The 15,653-nt window shown below is 73.5% G+C and carries 13 protein-coding genes; 5 read left to right on the plus strand and 8 right to left on the minus strand.

The window, feature by feature from the left end; translation table 11 throughout:
- Positions 1-30: 30 nt before the first annotated feature.
- Entirely contained in the window at positions 31-2,547 is a 2,517-nt protein-coding gene (gene pepN, locus ACGF4F_RS32950; RefSeq protein ID WP_393083754.1) for an aminopeptidase N, read from the minus strand.
- Between the two features lie 66 nt (positions 2,548-2,613).
- Between pepN and ACGF4F_RS32955 the strand changes: the two genes are divergently transcribed.
- The gene (locus ACGF4F_RS32955; RefSeq protein ID WP_073838287.1) at positions 2,614-2,832 is read left to right on the plus strand and encodes a DUF397 domain-containing protein; all 219 of its coding nucleotides are present in this window, start codon (positions 2,614-2,616) and stop codon (positions 2,830-2,832) included.
- 9 nt (positions 2,833-2,841) lie between these two features.
- Here ACGF4F_RS32955 and ACGF4F_RS32960 read toward each other — a convergent pair whose 3' ends face one another.
- Positions 2,842-3,237, minus strand: coding sequence for a hypothetical protein (locus ACGF4F_RS32960; protein WP_393083757.1), 396 nt, complete (start codon positions 3,235-3,237; stop codon positions 2,842-2,844).
- A 245-nt stretch (positions 3,238-3,482) separates the two neighbouring features.
- Between ACGF4F_RS32960 and ACGF4F_RS32965 the strand changes: the two genes are divergently transcribed.
- The gene (locus ACGF4F_RS32965) at positions 3,483-4,730 is read left to right on the plus strand and encodes a cytochrome P450 (RefSeq protein ID WP_393083760.1); all 1,248 of its coding nucleotides are present in this window, start codon (positions 3,483-3,485) and stop codon (positions 4,728-4,730) included.
- Here ACGF4F_RS32965 and ACGF4F_RS32970 read toward each other — a convergent pair.
- Complete coding sequence (locus ACGF4F_RS32970; protein WP_393083763.1) at positions 4,702-7,215, minus strand: FtsX-like permease family protein; 2,514 nt, start codon at positions 7,213-7,215, stop codon at positions 4,702-4,704. The two genes, ACGF4F_RS32965 and ACGF4F_RS32970, sit on opposite strands and share 29 nt — an antisense overlap.
- Positions 7,209-7,943 (minus strand): ABC transporter ATP-binding protein, encoded by a 735-nt coding sequence (locus tag ACGF4F_RS32975; RefSeq protein WP_393083766.1) that lies wholly within the window; start codon positions 7,941-7,943, stop codon positions 7,209-7,211. The genes ACGF4F_RS32970 and ACGF4F_RS32975 overlap by 7 nt, the downstream gene beginning before the upstream one ends.
- A 133-nt stretch (positions 7,944-8,076) precedes the next feature.
- On the opposite strand from ACGF4F_RS32975, the gene ACGF4F_RS32980 reads away from it, so the two are divergent.
- The gene (locus tag ACGF4F_RS32980; protein WP_393083769.1) at positions 8,077-9,384 is read left to right on the plus strand and encodes a sensor histidine kinase; all 1,308 of its coding nucleotides are present in this window, start codon (positions 8,077-8,079) and stop codon (positions 9,382-9,384) included.
- Positions 9,333-10,037, plus strand: a complete 705-nt coding sequence (locus ACGF4F_RS32985; protein WP_393083772.1) for a response regulator — start codon at positions 9,333-9,335, stop codon at positions 10,035-10,037. The genes ACGF4F_RS32980 and ACGF4F_RS32985 overlap by 52 nt, the downstream gene beginning before the upstream one ends.
- Here ACGF4F_RS32985 and ACGF4F_RS32990 read toward each other — a convergent pair.
- From ACGF4F_RS32990 to ACGF4F_RS33005, 4 genes are all read right to left on the minus strand, one after another.
- Positions 10,034-10,492, minus strand: a complete 459-nt coding sequence (locus ACGF4F_RS32990; RefSeq protein WP_357443975.1) for a hypothetical protein — start codon at positions 10,490-10,492, stop codon at positions 10,034-10,036. The genes ACGF4F_RS32985 and ACGF4F_RS32990 overlap by 4 nt on opposite strands.
- A gap of 2 nt (positions 10,493-10,494) precedes the next feature.
- Positions 10,495-12,924 carry a molybdopterin oxidoreductase family protein gene (locus ACGF4F_RS32995; RefSeq protein WP_393083775.1) on the minus strand — a complete coding sequence of 810 codons (2,430 nt, stop codon included), beginning with the start codon at positions 12,922-12,924 and terminating at the stop codon, positions 10,495-10,497.
- A gap of 122 nt (positions 12,925-13,046) precedes the next feature.
- Entirely contained in the window at positions 13,047-14,225 is a 1,179-nt protein-coding gene (locus tag ACGF4F_RS33000; protein ID WP_393083777.1) for a zinc-dependent alcohol dehydrogenase, read from the minus strand.
- The gene (locus ACGF4F_RS33005) at positions 14,222-14,860 is read right to left on the minus strand and encodes a cyclase (RefSeq protein ID WP_357443981.1); all 639 of its coding nucleotides are present in this window, start codon (positions 14,858-14,860) and stop codon (positions 14,222-14,224) included. The genes ACGF4F_RS33000 and ACGF4F_RS33005 overlap by 4 nt, the downstream gene beginning before the upstream one ends.
- A 211-nt stretch (positions 14,861-15,071) precedes the next feature.
- Here ACGF4F_RS33005 and ACGF4F_RS33010 point away from each other — a divergent pair, with 211 nt between their 5' ends.
- Positions 15,072-15,554, plus strand: a complete 483-nt coding sequence (locus tag ACGF4F_RS33010) for a DUF4383 domain-containing protein (protein WP_357443983.1) — start codon at positions 15,072-15,074, stop codon at positions 15,552-15,554.
- The last annotated feature ends 99 nt before the right edge of the window (positions 15,555-15,653 follow it).

Consider the following 15,653-nt stretch of genomic DNA (forward strand, 5'->3'; position numbering starts at 1 on the left):
GCCCGTTTCGGCGCGCCACCCACGAACCGGTCAGGCCGAGGCGGCGGCCACCGCCGTGCGCGCCACCAGCGCGCGGCGCAGATCGTCGTCCCGGTCGACGACCTGCCGGCGCAGGCCCGGCGTCAGGTCGTCGCGGGCCAGCAGCGCCGCGGCCAGGTCCCGGGTGGACCGCGCCACGGCGTAGCGGGGGAAGGCCAGGGTGGCGACCCGGTCGGCCATCCAGGGGGTACGCAGCCGCGCCGCCGCCGGCATGTCGGCGAAGTACCGCTCGACGTATCCGGCGGTCAGCTCGGCCTGCTCCGGCTGCCAGAAGCCCTCCGCGGTCGCCTCGACGAGCCGGTTGGAGAGCTCGGTGTTGCTGGTGATGATCTCCCAGGCGGCCCGCTTGGCGTCGGCGTCGGGCAGCGCGGCCCGGCAGCTCGCGGCCCGCTCGGCGCCGGTGGCGCTGCGGTCGGCGGCCGCCTCGGCGGCGATCTCCGGCTCGCCGGCCGCACCGAGCACGACCAGCCGGTGCAGCAGCGCCCAGCGCAGGTCGGCGTCCACGGCCAGCCCCTCCGGCACGCCGTCGCCGGCCAGCCAACCGGCGAGCAGCCCGGCGCCGGCGGTGGCGCCGATCAGGCCCCGGGCCGCGGCGAGCTGCAGCGAGCCCCCGGACGGCGCGCCGGCCAACAACGCGGCGCACGCCTCCGCGATCCGAAGCAGGGCCGCGTCCCGGGCCAGCGGCTCCAGGTAGCGGTCGACCAGGCCACGGCTGAGGGTGAGCACGTCCTCGGCGATGATCACCTCGGTCTCGGCCGGCAGCGCCGACGCGATGAGCGAAACCACCGAGGCCACCGGACGTTCACCGTCGGTGGCGGCGTCCAGTGCCTCGCCCCAGAGCAGCGCCCGGGCCAGCGGGTCGTCCAGCCCGGCGAGCAGCATCGGCACCGCGTCCGCGGAGGCGGGGTCGAGCCGGATCTTGGCGAAGGTGAGGTCACCGGCGTTGGGCAGCAGCAGGCCGGCGGCCGGCTGCCCGATCAGCTCGGTCAGCTCGGTGCGACCGCCGTCGGCGTCCGGGTCCAGGTCCACCTCGAAGCGGTGCAACGGGGCGTCCGGGGCGTAGCGCGCCACGCCGATGCGGTGCGGGCGCAGCACCGGGTACGCCTCCGGCGCGGTCTGCACCACCGCCGCCTCGCTCCACCGGCCGTCGGCGTCCACCGCGGTCACCATCCGCAGCGTGTTCACCTGCGGGCGGCGCAGCCAGCGGGCGGCCCAGTCGGCCAGGTCCCGCCCGCTCGCCGTGCTCAGGCTCTCCAGCAGATCGGTGAGGGTGGCGTTGCCGAACCGGTGCTTGGCGAAGTGCGCGTTCAAGCCGGTGAGGAAGGCGTCGTCGCCGACCCAGGCGACGAGCTGGCGCAGCACGCTGGCGCCCTTGGCGTAGGAGATGCCGTCGAAGTTGAGCAGGGCCTGGGCGGCGTCGGCCACCTCCGCCGGGGCCACCGGGTGGGTGGAGGGGCGCTGGTCGGCCGCGTACCCCCACGCCTTGCGGCGCATCGCGAAAGTGGTCCACGCCCGGTCGAACCGGGTGGCCTCGGCGGTGACCCGGGTGCCCAGGTACTCGGCGAAGGACTCGTTCAGCCAGAGGTCGTCCCACCAGCGCATGGTGACCAGGTCGCCGAACCACATGTGCGCCATCTCGTGCGCGATCGTGGTGGCCCGCAGCTCCCGCTGCGTGTCGGTGACCGCGGAGCGGAAGATGTAGTCGTCTCGCAGGGTGACCAGACCCGGGTTCTCCATCGCTCCGGCGTTGAACTCCGGCATGAACGCCTGGTCGTACTTGCCGAACGGGTAGCGCTCGGCGAAGAGCTGGTGGAACCGGTCGAGGCACTGCCGGGTGACCGTGAAGATCTCGTCGGCGTCGGCGTCCAGGTGGGCGGCCAGCGACCGCCGGCAGTAGAGGCCGAGCGGGATGCCGTCGTGCTCGTCCTGGCGGACGTGCCAGGGGCCCGCGATCAGCGTGAAGAAGTAGGTGGCCAGGGGTTCGGTGGGGGCGAACTCCCAGCGCCCGGGCGCCGGCCGCTCGGCGAGCCGCCCGTTGGCGGCCACGGTCCACTCCGGCGGGGCGGTGACCGAGAGGGTCACCGGCGCCTTCAGGTCGGGCTGGTCGAACGCGGCGAAGATGCGCTGCACGTCGTCGAGGAAGGACATGGCGTAGAGGTACGTCTCGCCGTCGGCCGGGTCGACGAACCGGTGCAGGCCCTCGCCGGTGTTCGAGTACGCCATCTCGGCGCTGACCGTCAGGGTGTTCTCCGCGGCCAGCCCGGTCAGCGGCAACCGGTTGTCGTCGAGGACGGCCGGGTCGAGGTCCCGGCCGTTGAGGCGTACGCCGAGGAGGTTAACGGGTTTCACCTCGGCGAAGGTGTCGGCGCCGGGGGTCGCCCGGAACCGGATCGTGACGGTCGAGCGGAACCGCTCGCCGGCACCGGTCAGGTCGAGGTCCACCTGGTAGGACTCGACGGTAATCAACGCGCCACGCGCGGTCGCCTCTACACGGGTCAGGCTCGGCATCCGCTTATCCTGCCCGATGGGGATCCGGACGGGCTCCCCGGTGACGCGTGGCGATGGAGGAACGACATGGGTCAGCACCCCAAGGGCGACTTCGACCTCTCCCGGGCGATCTGGCAGCGGGCCGAGGGTGACGCTTCCGAAGGCGCGGTCGAGGTGGCCTTCGTCGACGACCTGATCGGGATGCGCAACTCGGCCGAGCCGGACGGGCCGGTGCTGGTCTTCACCCAGGGCGAGTGGGACGCCTTCGTCGCGGGTGCCCAGGACGGCGAGTTCGACCTGGAGTGAGCCCGGCGCTCAGTCACCGTCGCCCCAACCCAGACCGCCGGGGCCGGGCGCGTGGTGGAAGCCCGGGTGGCCGGCCACGTCCGCGCACCGCTCGCCGTCGGGCCCGAGCGCCCCGCAGAACAGCCGCTCCGCGCGGTGCCAGGCGTCGGCCGGGGAGAGCGCCGCGGCGCCGAGCGCCAGCTCCGGGCGGAGCAGCCCCAGCGCCTCGGCGTACGCGACGGCCAGCTCCCGGGCGACAGCCGGATCGACGGCCTCGAAGCCGAGGTGCACGGTGAAGAACCGGGACGGTCGGGCCCCGGACCGCCGGGGCGGTGCGATCAGTGACTCCTCGCGGTCGCCGGGGCGCACGCTCAGCCCGGTCACCGCCCGCCGCTGCCGCCAGTGCGCCGCCCTGTTGTCCCGCATCCGTCCTCCCCCGTCGCCGGTGACCGCCGCCGGTCGCGCCCGGCGGATCCGCGACCGGCCCGCCGCCGGTCTCCGGGCTGAGCCAACCAGCTTTTCCGCGCCCTGGGAGGGGCCAGCTCCGGTGCTCTCGGCTGGCCCCTCCCAGGGCCCGCCGCAGCTCCTACACCAACGCCCCAACGGGCGGGATTCGCCCGCCCCGGCACGGGTAGACGGGCACCGTCGCCGAGCCGCGTCAGGAGCAGCAGATGAGCACCGTCCCCACCGACCGCAGTCCGGACAGCACGCTGGCCTTTCTCCGCGAGGGTTACCGGTTCGTCGGCGACCGCTGCGACCGGTACGGCAGCGACCTCTTCCAGACCCGGCTGCTGCTGGAGCCCACCATCTGCCTGCGCGGCCGCCCGGCCGCCGAGCTGTTCTACGACAACGACCGGTTCATCCGCCGGGGGGCCATGCCGATGCGGGGGCAGCTCACCCTCACCGGCGTCGGCGGCGTCCAGGGGCTCGACGGTGCGGCGCACCAGGCACGCAAGGCGATGCTCATGTCGATGATGACGTCCGCCGCCATCCGGCAACTCGGGCAGCTCTTCGACGACGAGTGGCGGGCCCGGATCCCGGTCTGGGCGGAAGCCGGCCCGGTGGCGCTCTGCGAGGAGGTCGGCCGGATGCTGACCCGGGCGGTCTGCGCCTGGACAGGCGTGCCGCTGGCCGGCGCCGACGTGGTGCGCCGCAGCGCCGACCTGCACGCGATGATCGAGGCGCCGGCCGCGGTCGGTCCGCGGCACTGGCGGGGCCTGCTGGGCCGCCGCCGCGCCGAACGCTGGATCGGCGACCTGATCGAGCGGACCCGGTCGGGGGCCCTGCCCGCGCCGGAGGGCAGCGCGCTGCGGATGGTCGCCGGGCACCGCGACGAGCAGGGGCAGCCGCTGCCCCGCCGGATCGCCGCGGTGGAGCTGCTGAACGTCGTCCGCCCGACCGTCGCGGTCGGGCGTTTCGTGATGTTCGCCGCGCTGGCCCTGCACGACCATCCGCAATGGCGGGAACGGGTCCGCGGCGACGACACAGCCACCGAGAACTTCGTGCAGGAGGTACGGCGCTACTACCCCTTCTTCCCGGTGGTGATCGCCCGGGTCCGGCGCTCCTTCGAATGGCAGGGGCACCACTTCCCGCAGGGCCGCCGGGTGGTGCTCGACCTGTATGCCACCAACCACCACCCGCAGCTGTGGCCGGAGCCGGAACAGTTCCGGCCGGAGCGGTTCACCGGCTGGCGGGGCGACCCGTTCAGCTTCATCCCGCAGGGCGGTGGCGACCATTTCACCGGCCACCGCTGCCCCGGCGAGTGGCTCACCATCGAGCTGATGAAGCGGGCGGTCACCAACCTGACCTGCGCGATGAGCTACCGGGTCCCGCCGCAGGACCTGGCGCTCGACCTGACCCGGATGCCCGCCCAGCCGCCCAGCGGGTTCCTCATCGACGGGGTACGCCGGGCGGAGTGAACCTCCGGCCGCGCGCGGGAGCCGGCCGCCGTGGCCCGGGCCGCCGCCGACCGAGAGCGCTCAGTCCGAGCGCGGCCGGCAGCACCGAGCTGAGCAGCGCGACCAGCGCCGAGGCCGCCACCACCCCCGCGACCGGCTGCCAGGGCACTACGACCGCGGCCGGGCCGACCAGTTGCAGTAGTGCCACCCACAGGCCGCCGAGGGTGAGTCCGGCGACGCCGCCGGCGAGCGCCACGCCCAACGCCACCACGAGGAGGGCCTCCGCGGCGACGATCCAGAGGATCTGGCGCGCCGTCGCGCCCGCCAGCCGCAGCAGGGCCAGATCACGTGCGCGGTCCCGGGCCGCCATGAGCATGGTGCCGGTGATGGCGAGAATCGCGTAGAGCAGCGCGATTCCGAGCACGACCCGCAGCCCGACCGCGCTGGCCCGGTTGCGGTGCGCGGCGGTCGCGGTCGACCACTGGTCCGGCGTGGTCATGGTCGCCCCCAGCCCGGCGATCGCCGCTCGCAGGGCCCGCTCCGCCGCCGCCCGGTCAACGTCCGTCGGCAGCTGCACCTGTACGCGCTCGGCGAGCGCGGCGCCGGCGTAGCGGCCGGTCAGGTAGGCGCCGTTGCCGCCCGCACCGTCCCGGATCACCGCCGCGACCCGGAGCGACACGGGCGTGCCGTCGCCGAGCCAGATCCGTACCGGCTCGCCGACCCGGCGGCCCCATTCCTGGTCGACCACGATGGTGTCGTCGCGCAGATCGTCGAGGGATCCGTCGAGCGCCGGGAGGGCCAGCAGGTCGAGCGGGGCGTCCCCGGTTGTCGCGTGGGCGGCGTGTCGGATGAGCGCCTCGCCGTCCTCCACGTCGTACACCGAGGTCGGGTAGACCACCCGGGTTCGCAGGCCCGGGATCTGGCGCACCCGGTCGACCACCTCGCGGTTGAGGCCCGGCGTACCGGCGGGCAGGATCAGGTAGTCACCAGCGAGCTGCGCCCGCCGCTCGACGGCCCGGGCCCGGTCCACGGTCGCGGTGACCGACAGCAGTCCGGCGGCCAGGCCCACGGTGAGCAGCACGGGTGCCGCTGTCGCGGCCGTGCGCCGGGCCGCGGTCAGCACGGTCTGGCCCACCACTGTCCCGGTGACGCCGCCACGGTTCGCCAGCGGGCCGGCCAACAGCCGCGCCACGCACGGTACGAGCACCGGAGCGAGCAGCGCGAAGGCCACCACCAACAGCATGATCATGGGGGTGTACTGCTTGCGTTTCAGCGCATCGGCCGGCGCGTCGAGCAGCGGCCATAGCAGCATGGCCAGGGCCCCAACGAGCACGCCGAGTCCGCCGATCCAGCGCCCCACGCTCATCGCCCCCGATTCGACCACGGCCTGGCGGATCGCCTCCACCGGCCGGATCCGCCCGGCCCGCCAGGCGGCGGAGCAGACTCCGATCCCCGCGGCGGCCATCCCCAGCGCGAACGCGATGACCAGCGGTATCAGCGACCGGGACGCGGTGAACCAGGGCGGTGCGAGGCCGAGCTCGACCAGCCAGCCGGCCAGCCGAGGGCCGCTGAGCCGGGCCAGTTGCCAGCCTGCGGCGGACGCCAGGATCGCCACGACCGCCGCCTCGGCGAAGATCAGCCGGCGTACCTGTCCGGGGGTGGCACCGGCCATCCGGAGCAGGGCGAGTTCCCGCCGGCGCTGGGCCAACGCGTACGCGAACGCGCCGGCGACCACGAAGATCGAAACGAAGACCGCGATCCCGCCGGCCGTACCGGCGAGCGCGTTCGCCGCGGTCAGCGCCTCGGCGTCGCGGCGCAGGTCGGGATCGAGCCGGCGCAGCCCCGACCCGGTGTGTAGCACCGCGTCGGCGGCACCGAGCGCCTGCCGGACGCGCTGCGCGGGCGCGGACACCACCAGCGCGTCGATCCGGGGCGAGATCCGCGCGGCTTCGGCGTCGGTGAAGAAGACGGCGCGTTCGAAGGGCACCGCGGCGGTGACCCCGACCACCGTGTACGCGCGGGCACCCGCGCCGGTCAGCACGGTCACCCGGGCTCCGACCGGGGCGGCCCGTTCGGCGACCACGATCTCGCCGGCCGCCGCCGGTGGGCGTCCGGCAATCATCCGGTACGGCGTGCAGCTTGCTGCCGACCACGGATGCCCGACCTGGTCGGCACCACCGTCGCGGAGCTGGGCGTAGAACGTGCGGTCGACGACGACCGGCCCGAGCGCGCCGAGGCGGGCGACCAGCTCCGCCGGCAATCCGCGCGGCTCGGCCAGGGGCCTGGCGGCGGCGCCGTTGACGGTGGTCACCCGCAACTCGTCGACCGGGCTGACCACCACGGGCGCGGCGGCGTACCGCTGGGCGGGGCGCGGCAGCGCGGCGCGCGTACCCCCGATGACCTGGCCTGTCGCGCCCACCAGGCCGACCCCGACGGCGAGCGCGATGAAGGTGCTGACCAGGGTGACCCACCGGGTGACGAGGGTGGGCACGGCGAGGCTCAGCACGCGGCCAGCTCCAACCGGGTCATCCGGGCGGCGACGGTCTCGGCCGTCGGTGCGGTCAGCTCGCCGACGAGCCTGCCGTCGGCGAGGAACACGACCCGGTCGGCGTGCGCGGCGGCGACCGGATCGTGGGTCACCATGATGATCGTCTGTCGCTGGGTGTCGACGAGGTCGCGCAGCTTGGCCAGTACGTCCCGGCTGGCGCCGCTGTCCAGGGCGCCGGTCGGCTCGTCGGCGAACACCACCGCGGGGCGGGTGACCAGCGCGCGGGCGATGGCGACCCCCTGCTGCTGACCCCCGGACAGCTCACTGGGCCGGTGACGTTCCCGCCCCGCCAGCCCCATCTCGGCGAGCGCCCGGGCGATCGCGGCACGGTCGGGTCGCCGCCCGGCCAACCGCGCCGGCAGTGCCACGTTCTGCGCGGCGGTGAGCATCGGCAGGAGGTTGAACGTCTGGAACACGAACCCGATCGACTCCCGCCGGAGCAGGGTCAGCCGCTTCTCGCTGAGCCCGGTCAGCTCTACGCCGGCTACCACGACGCTGCCGCTGTCCGGCCGGTCGAGGCCGGCCGCACACTGCAGCAGGCTCGACTTGCCGGAGCCGGACGGACCCATGATCGCGGTGAAGGTCCCGGCGGCGAAGCCGATCGTCACGTCGTCGAGCGCGGTGACCGCGCCGGCCCCGGTGCCGTACGTCCGGCGCACGCACCGCAGCCGCACTGTTTCATCCATGTCGGCAAGCACACCGGTTCGCCGGGGCCGGGGCAGTAGGTCGCGGTCGACTCTCGGGGTAGAACTTCTGCTACCCCCACCCTCGGGCTGGCCGGCTTCCGGGCCGGCGTCGACCGGCCGTACCGTCACCCGCATGCCCGTTCGGAGCGCCGGAAAGGCGATGCACCGCCGCGACCTGGTGGCGTCGACCTGGCCGTGGCGGGCGACAGCGTACCTGCTGAGCGGGCTGCCGGTCGGCGTCGTCGTGCTCGCGGTCCTGGCCACCCTCATCGTGTTGGGTGTGGTGTCGGCCGTCGCGCTGGTCGGCGTGCCGCTGCTGGTCGCCGCCACGCTGGTCGGGCTTCCCGTAGGAGCGGTGGAGCGCCGCCGGCTGTGGCTGGTCGAGGCCGAGCCGCTCGCCGACCCGCACCAGGTGCCCGAACGCCCTGGGCTGCGCGCCTGGCTGCGCCAGCGGTACCGCGAGCCGGCCACCTGGCGCGAACTGGGCTACACAGTCCTGCTGGCCACCCTGCTCTGGCCGCTCGATCTGCTGGTGGTCGGTTGCGCGCTCGGCGTACCCGGTTCACTGCTCACCGCGCCCGCCGCGCAGGCCCTCGGCGGAGACGGTGAGGTGAAGCTGCTCAAGGCCGTACTGTTGGCCTCGCCCGCCGCCGCGTGGGCGGCGGTGCCGATCGGCGTGGTTCTGCTGGTGCCCGCGGCGTATCTGGTCACCGGGTACGGTGCGGCACGCGCCGCGCTCGCCCGGGCGCTGCTGGCACCCCGCGACAACGAACTCGTCCGGCGGGTACAGGACCTGACCCGGTCACGCGCGCGGCTCGTTGACGCGTTCGACGCCGAGCGGCGCCGCATCGAGCGCGACCTGCACGACGGCGCGCAACAGCGGCTGGTTGCCCTCGGCATCACCCTCGGACTGGCCCGGCTGGCCACGCCCGCCGAGGTGCCAGCGCTGGTCCAGCGGGCGCACGACCAGGCGAACCTGGCACTGGAGGAGTTGCGTGACCTGATCCGGGACATCCATCCGCGGATCCTCACCGACCGGGGCCTGCCCGCCGCCGTCGCCGAACTGGCCGACCGCTCGCCGATCCCCGTCGAGGTGGACGTCGCGCTGCCGACCCGCCCACCATCTGCCGTCGAGACGGCCGCCTACTTCGTGGTCTGCGAGGCATTGGCGAACGCCGCCAAGCACAGCGGCGCGACCCGGATCCAGGTCAGCGGTCGCATGCAGGCGGACCGGCTGGTCGTCGAGGTGGCCGACGACGGCTGCGGCGGTGCCGACGCGGCCCGGGGCAGCGGGCTGACCGGCCTCGCCGACCGGATCGCGGTGGTGGCCGGCAGACTGACGCTGACCAGCCCGCTCGGCGGGCCGACCCTGCTACGCGTGGAGCTGCCATGCCATCGGACCAGCCGATCCGAGTCGTCCTCGCCGAGGACGGTGTCCTGATCCGGGAGGGCATCGCCGGCCTGCTCAGCCGATTCGGGTACGACGTGGTCAGGACTGTGGGGGACGCCGCCGCGCTCGCCTCCGCCGTCTCGGCCTACCGGCCGGACCTGGTGCTGACCGACGTACGGATGCCACCCGACTTCACGGACGAAGGGCTGCGCGCGGCGATCGCCCTGCGCACGGCGTACCCGGATCTCGCGGTGCTCGTGCTGAGCCAGTACATCGAACTGACCTATGCCGGGGAGCTGCTGGACATCGGCAGCGACGCCGGGGTCGGCTACCTGCTCAAGGACCGGATCGCCGATGTCACCACGTTCGCCGAGGCGGTGCGCCGCGTCGCCGCCGGTGACACGATCATCGACCCGAAGGTGGTCCAGCAGTTGCTCCGTCGGCGCCGGGATCCGTTGCAGCGGCTCAGCGAACGGGAGCGTGAGGTGCTGGCGCTCATGGCGGAGGGCCGGTCGAACGCGGCGATCGCGCGGACGCTGGTGGTCAGCGAGGCCGCGATCGGCAAACACATCACCAGCATCTTCACCAAGCTCGACCTGCCACCGACCGGGGAGGACAACCGGAGAGTCCTCGCCGTCCTCGCCTACCTGCGCGGCCAACCACCCGCCCGCCGCGTCCCCAACCGCACTGGGCAGCACAGCTAGTCGGCCACCACCAGCGCCTGCGGGGCCGCCTGCTTCATCCGGGTACGCAGCCACTTGAGCTGGGTCGCGGTCTCCTGCTCGCCGGACTTCACCACCCCCAGCAGCTCCTCGTCCCGGGCCCCGTACGCGGCCTGCCCCACCACCGTCCAGCTGATGTCGCACTCCGCCGCCATCAGGTAGAGGTCCTGCAGGTCCCGCAGCAGCCCGAGCCCGCCGGTACGGGTGCCGGAGAAGAGCTGCGAGTGCAGCCGGTCCGGCTCAGCCGGGGCGTCCTCGGCGTACCGGCGGGCGAACGGCTCCAGCTGGTCCGCGTGCCGGCGGCACTCGGCGGCCAGTCGCTGGCAGAGGTGGAAGACGTCCGGCTCCTCGCGATGCGCCTCGCCGACCTCGCCGAACGCGTCGCCGAGGCGGGCCTGGGCCTTGTGCAGCAGCCCGAGATAGTGCGCGAGATGCATGGTCACTCCTCCCTCGCGGACGCTTCGGCGGCCGGCCCGCCGACCGTGGCCGGGACGTCCGACCCGTCCACCGGGGCTGGACCGCCGACCGTGGGCGCGGGCGAGGGGCGGCCACCCGAGTCCGCCTCCCTCACCACCCGGACCGCCGCCACCTTGAAGATCGGCTGCTTGGAGACCGGATCCCAGGCGGTGATCGTCAGCTCGTTCGCCGCCCGGGTGTGCCCGTCGCCGTCCGCGTCCCAGTAGCCGTAGTGGAAGGGGACGAACACCACGCCGGGGCGTACCCCGCAGATGCGGGCCCGGGCCCGGACCAGGCCGCGCGGCGACTCGATCCGGACCAGATCCCCCTCCCCCACGCCGAGCTTCCCGGCGTCGTCCGGGTTGAGCTCCACCCAGACCTCGGGCGCGGCGTGCACCAGCTGGGTGGCCCGACCCGTCTTCGTGCGGGTGTGGAAGTGGTAGACGGTGCGGCCGGTGGTGAGCAGCAGCGGGTACGCGTCGCTGGGCACCTCGGGGGACGGCTGGTACGGCGCCGCGTGCAGGAACGCCCGCCCACGGGGCTCCTTGGCGCGGTACTCGTCGGGCAGCAGTTCCGCCCCGGTCAGCAGGTCCTGGCCGTACGTCTCGCAGTAGTCCGGGTCGGTGTTGAAGACGCCGTCGGGGTAGAGCCGTTCCGTGCCGTCCGGCTGCGCGTCGTTGCACGGCCACTGGATGCCGCCGGCGCGCAGCCGCTCGTAGGTGATCCCGCTGTAGTCGCAGGGTCGGCCGCGCGAGCACTCCTGCCACGCCTCGAACGCCGACTCCGGGTCGGTCCACCTGATCAGTGGGTTCCCGTCGGCGTCCCGGAAGTCCATCCGGCGCGCGTAGTCGAGGAAGATGTCCAGGTCGGCGCGGGCCTCCCCGGGCGGGTCGTCCGCTTGGTCGGAGATGTGCACGGTCCGGTCGACGCTGGTGAAGGTGCCGGTCTTCTCGCCCCAGGTGGCCGCCGGCAGCACCACGTCGGCCAGCTCGGCGGTCTCGGTGCGGAAGAGGTCCTGCACCACCACGAACAGTTCCGGCTGCGCCAGGATCCGGCGGATCCGGGCCAGGTCGGGCAGGGAGACGGCCGGGTTGGTCGCCGAGATCCAGAGCAGCTTGATCGAGCCCTGCTCGGCGTACCGGAAGATCTGCATGGCGTGGGTCGGCGGCGACCAGTGCGGGATGGTGTCGACCTGGACGTTCCAGAGCCGGGCCAGCTGGGCCACGTGCTCGGGGTTCTCCCAGTTGCGCAGGCCGGGCAGGTCGCCGTCGGCCCCGCACTCGCGGTTGTTCTGCGCGGTCGGTTGGCCGTTCATCTGGAAGATCCCGGCTCCGGGTCGGCCGATCATGCCGCGGATGAGGTGCAGGTTGTTCACCTGGCAGGATGCCGCGGTGGCCTGGTTGGACTGGTAGAAGCCCTGCAGCACGGTGGAGAGCAGCCGCTCCGAGTGCCCGAGCAGCTCGGCGGCCCGCTCGATGTCGCGGGCGGGCAGGTCACAGATCTCGGCGACCTTGGCGATCGGATAGTCCTCGACCACCTGGCTCAGCTCGTCGAAGCCGACGGTGTGCGCCCGGACGTACTCCTCGTCGTACCAGCCGCGCTGGATCAGCTCGCGAAGCAGGCCGTTGAGCAGCGCGACGTTGGTGCCGTTGCGCAGCGCGAGGTGCACGTCGGCCTCCCGGGCCACCGGGGTGGCGCGGGGGTCGACCGCCAGCATGGTGGGCGGGTTCGGCCCGCGCCGCCGGTCCAGCATCCGCATCCAGAGCACCGTCTGGGTCTCCGCGACGTTGTGCCCCCAGAGCGCGATCGCGTCGCAGTGGTCCACGTCGGTGTACGACCCGGGCTGCCCGTCGGTGCCGAACGACGCCTTGAGTGCCGAGGCGGCGGTGGCGGTGCAGAGCCGGGTGTTGCCGTCCATGTGCGGGGTGCCGATCCCGGCCTTCCCGATCACCGAGAGCGTGTAGTACTCCTCCAGGAAGAGCTGACCGCTCGTGTAGAAGCCGAAGTGGCCCCAGCCGCCCGGCCCCTTCAGCAGCTCCTTCGAGCGGGCCACGATCCGGCCCATCGCGGTGTCCCAGTCGGTCTCCACCAGGCGGTCGCCCTCGCGGACCAGCGGCCGGCGCAGCCGGTCCGGGTCGTGGTTGGCCTGCCAGCCGTACAGGTCCTTCGGGTCGACCCGGCCGTGGTTGATCCGGTCCCCGGCCCGGCCCCGGACGCCGGCGATCCGGTCGTCGACCACCGCGATGTCCATCGCGTCGCCGTTGGAGTGCAGGACAGACGCGCTCGGCACCCAGCGCTGCACGTCCGCCTCGGTGTGCCCGTCGGCGAGGAACGTGTCCACCCGCACCGGCCAGCGCTCTCCGGGCCCGTACGGAGTGCGCGGCCCCCACGGGTCGGCGATCCGATCCACCATCGGTCAGCCCTCCTTCGGCAGGGCTCTGCTGGCGCTACCGGAACGGGACGGAGTCTCTTCGGTCTGGGCAGGCATGCCGCCTGCTGTACCCCGCCGCGTGGGGGCCGAATCGAAAGAAGTGCTCAGGCCGCCCGCGGGTGCAGGACGGTACGCAGGCAGCCGTCCTCCTTCTTCTCGAAGATCTCGTAGCCCCGGGCCCCCTGCTCCAGGGACATCGGATGGGTGGCCAGATACCCCGGATCGACCTCGCCGACCGCGATCCGGTCCAGCAGCATCGGGATGTAGCGCTGGGCGTGCATCTGCCCCATCCGCAGCACCAGCGCCTTGTTCATGGCCGCGCCGAGCGGGAACTTGTCGACCAGACCGCCGTACACCCCGACGATGCTCACCGTGCCGCCCTTGCGGCAGGCCATGATCGCCTGCCGGACCGCGGTCGGCCGGTCGCTGGTCAGCCGGGTCGCCTGCTTCCCCTTGTCGTAGGCGTAGCTCGGCCCCACGTCGTGCGACTCCATGCCGACCGCCTCGATGCAGGCGTCCGGCCCGCGCCCGGCGGTCAGCTCGCGCAGCGCCTCCAGCACGTCGGTTTCCGCGTAGTTGATCGTCTCGACGCCCCACCGTTGCGCTGCGGCGGCGAGCCGATCCGGCAGCCGGTCGATGACGATCACGCGCTCGGCGCCGAGGATCTGCGCGGACCGGGCGGCCATCTGGCCCACCCCGCCGGCGCCCCAGACCGCGACCACCTCGCCGCCCTTCAGGCCACAGAAATCGGCTCCCATCCAGCCGGTCGGCATGGCGTCGGAGGCGAACACCACCGAGTCGTCCGGCACCCCCTCGGGGACGGTGAACGCCCCGACGTCGCCGAACGGCACCCGGATGTACTCGGCATGGCTGCCCGAGTAGCCGCCGGCCGCGTGCGAGTAGCCGAGGATGCCGGCCGGCGCGTGGCCCCACAACTTCTCGCTGAAGACCGGCTGCGGGTTGGAGTTGTCACAGAGCGAGTACTGCTCGATACGGCAGTACCAGCAGCCGCCACAGGCCACCACCGAGCCGACCACGACCCGGTCACCGACCTTGATCCGGCGGACATCCGGGCCGGTCTCCACCACCTCGCCCATGAACTCGTGGCCGAGGATGTCACCCTCCCGCATCGCCGGCAGGTAGCCGTTGATCAGGTGCAGGTCCGAGCCGCAGACGCTGCTCGCCCGGACGCTGACGATGATGTCGCCAGCCGAGCGGATCGTCGGTTCCGGCACGTCGCGTACGGCCAGCTTGCGGACGCCCTCCCAGCACAGCGCCTTCACGGTCGACCCCCCACCATCAGCGTCTCCCGGATCCGGTCCGTCGCCTGCTCCTGCTTCGGGCTGCGTCCCGACGGGTCGTGCCGGGTGTCGAGCACCTGGCCGGTCTCGATCAGCGACTTGATCCGGCGTAGTGCGCTGCGCAGGGCCAGGTCGGGGTCGTGCCGACTGGCCAGGCCGAGCACTCTGCGTATCCGGCCGGACCGCCAGCGCAGCTCGGCGCGGATCTCGGTGCCCCGGTCCAGCGGCGCCGGGACCAGCTCGACCCGGCCCCGCTGGGCGACCGGCCCCTCCGTCACCCGCCAGGTCAGCCGGCCCGGACCGTCGACGGTGAGCTCGGCGCGCCACTCGGTGCCGCCGCCGGCCGGGTCGCTGGCCACGCAGCGCCACCGGTTGTCGTCGAGCCGCTCCAGGGTCGCCCACTCGGCCAGCCCGCGGTCCAGCCGTTCCTGATCCGTCCAGAAGCCGATCACCGCATCCCTCGGCCGGTGCACGGTGATCCCCCGGTGGACGACGTACCAGCCCCCCTCCCGGTCGGGTTGGTGCCGGCGCCGCCGCCGGGCCACCATCCGGCCGACCCCGAACCCGGTCACGGTGGCGGCGCCGCCGAGCACCCACCTCATCCCACTGCTGGTCATCACGCCTCCTCCACCCGGGCGCCGGAGCGCGCCCGCGTCCCGCAGCGCTACCCGGCGAGAAGGCGTCGAAACGGCGGCCGATGTGCCATCGACCCACCCGGCGTCCGGCCCATGCCTGATTCGTCATTTCTCTGCGGAGCCGCCCCGCCCCGATCTCACAATGGTGGGTCTGCCCCGCGCGGGCGGCGGCTGAGCAACGGAGGTGACAGCGATGGCACGTGACGTGCGCGGACCCGCCCCGGCCGGGCAGCGGCCGGCGATCCAGAAGGTCGCCCTCCTGGTGGCCGCCGTCTTCGTGCTGGTCGGCGTGCTCGGCTTCATCCCCGGTGTCACCGAGCACTCCGGCGACCTGGCGTTCGCCGGCCACCACTCCCAGGCGAAGCTGTTCTACCTGTTCCAGGTGTCGATCCTGCACAACCTCATTCATCTGGTCTTCGGCCTGGTCGGGCTGGTGCTGGCCCGCCGGGTCGGCGGGGCGCGGCTGTTCCTCGCCGGTGGCGGCGCCGTCTATCTGGTGGTCTGGCTGTACGGCTTCGGCGTCGACCGGGAGAGCCCGGCGAACTTCGTGCCGTTCAACGACGCCGACAACTGGCTGCACCTGTTCCTCGGCTTCGGCATGCTGCTCCTGGGGCTGCTGCTGTCCCCTCGCGCGGGCACCGGCGGCCGGCTGGACACCCCGTTCGACCGGCCCTGACCTGTGCGTTCACCCGATCGGGGGCGGCTGGCGCGGCACCCTCCGCGGGGTTTGCGCGGTCACTGGCCGGGGCAGGAGGACCGCCACGGGGAGTGCCCC

The organism is Micromonospora sp. NPDC047740 (genome assembly GCF_043204735.1).
Classification (GTDB): Bacteria; Actinomycetota; Actinomycetes; order Mycobacteriales; family Micromonosporaceae; genus Micromonospora.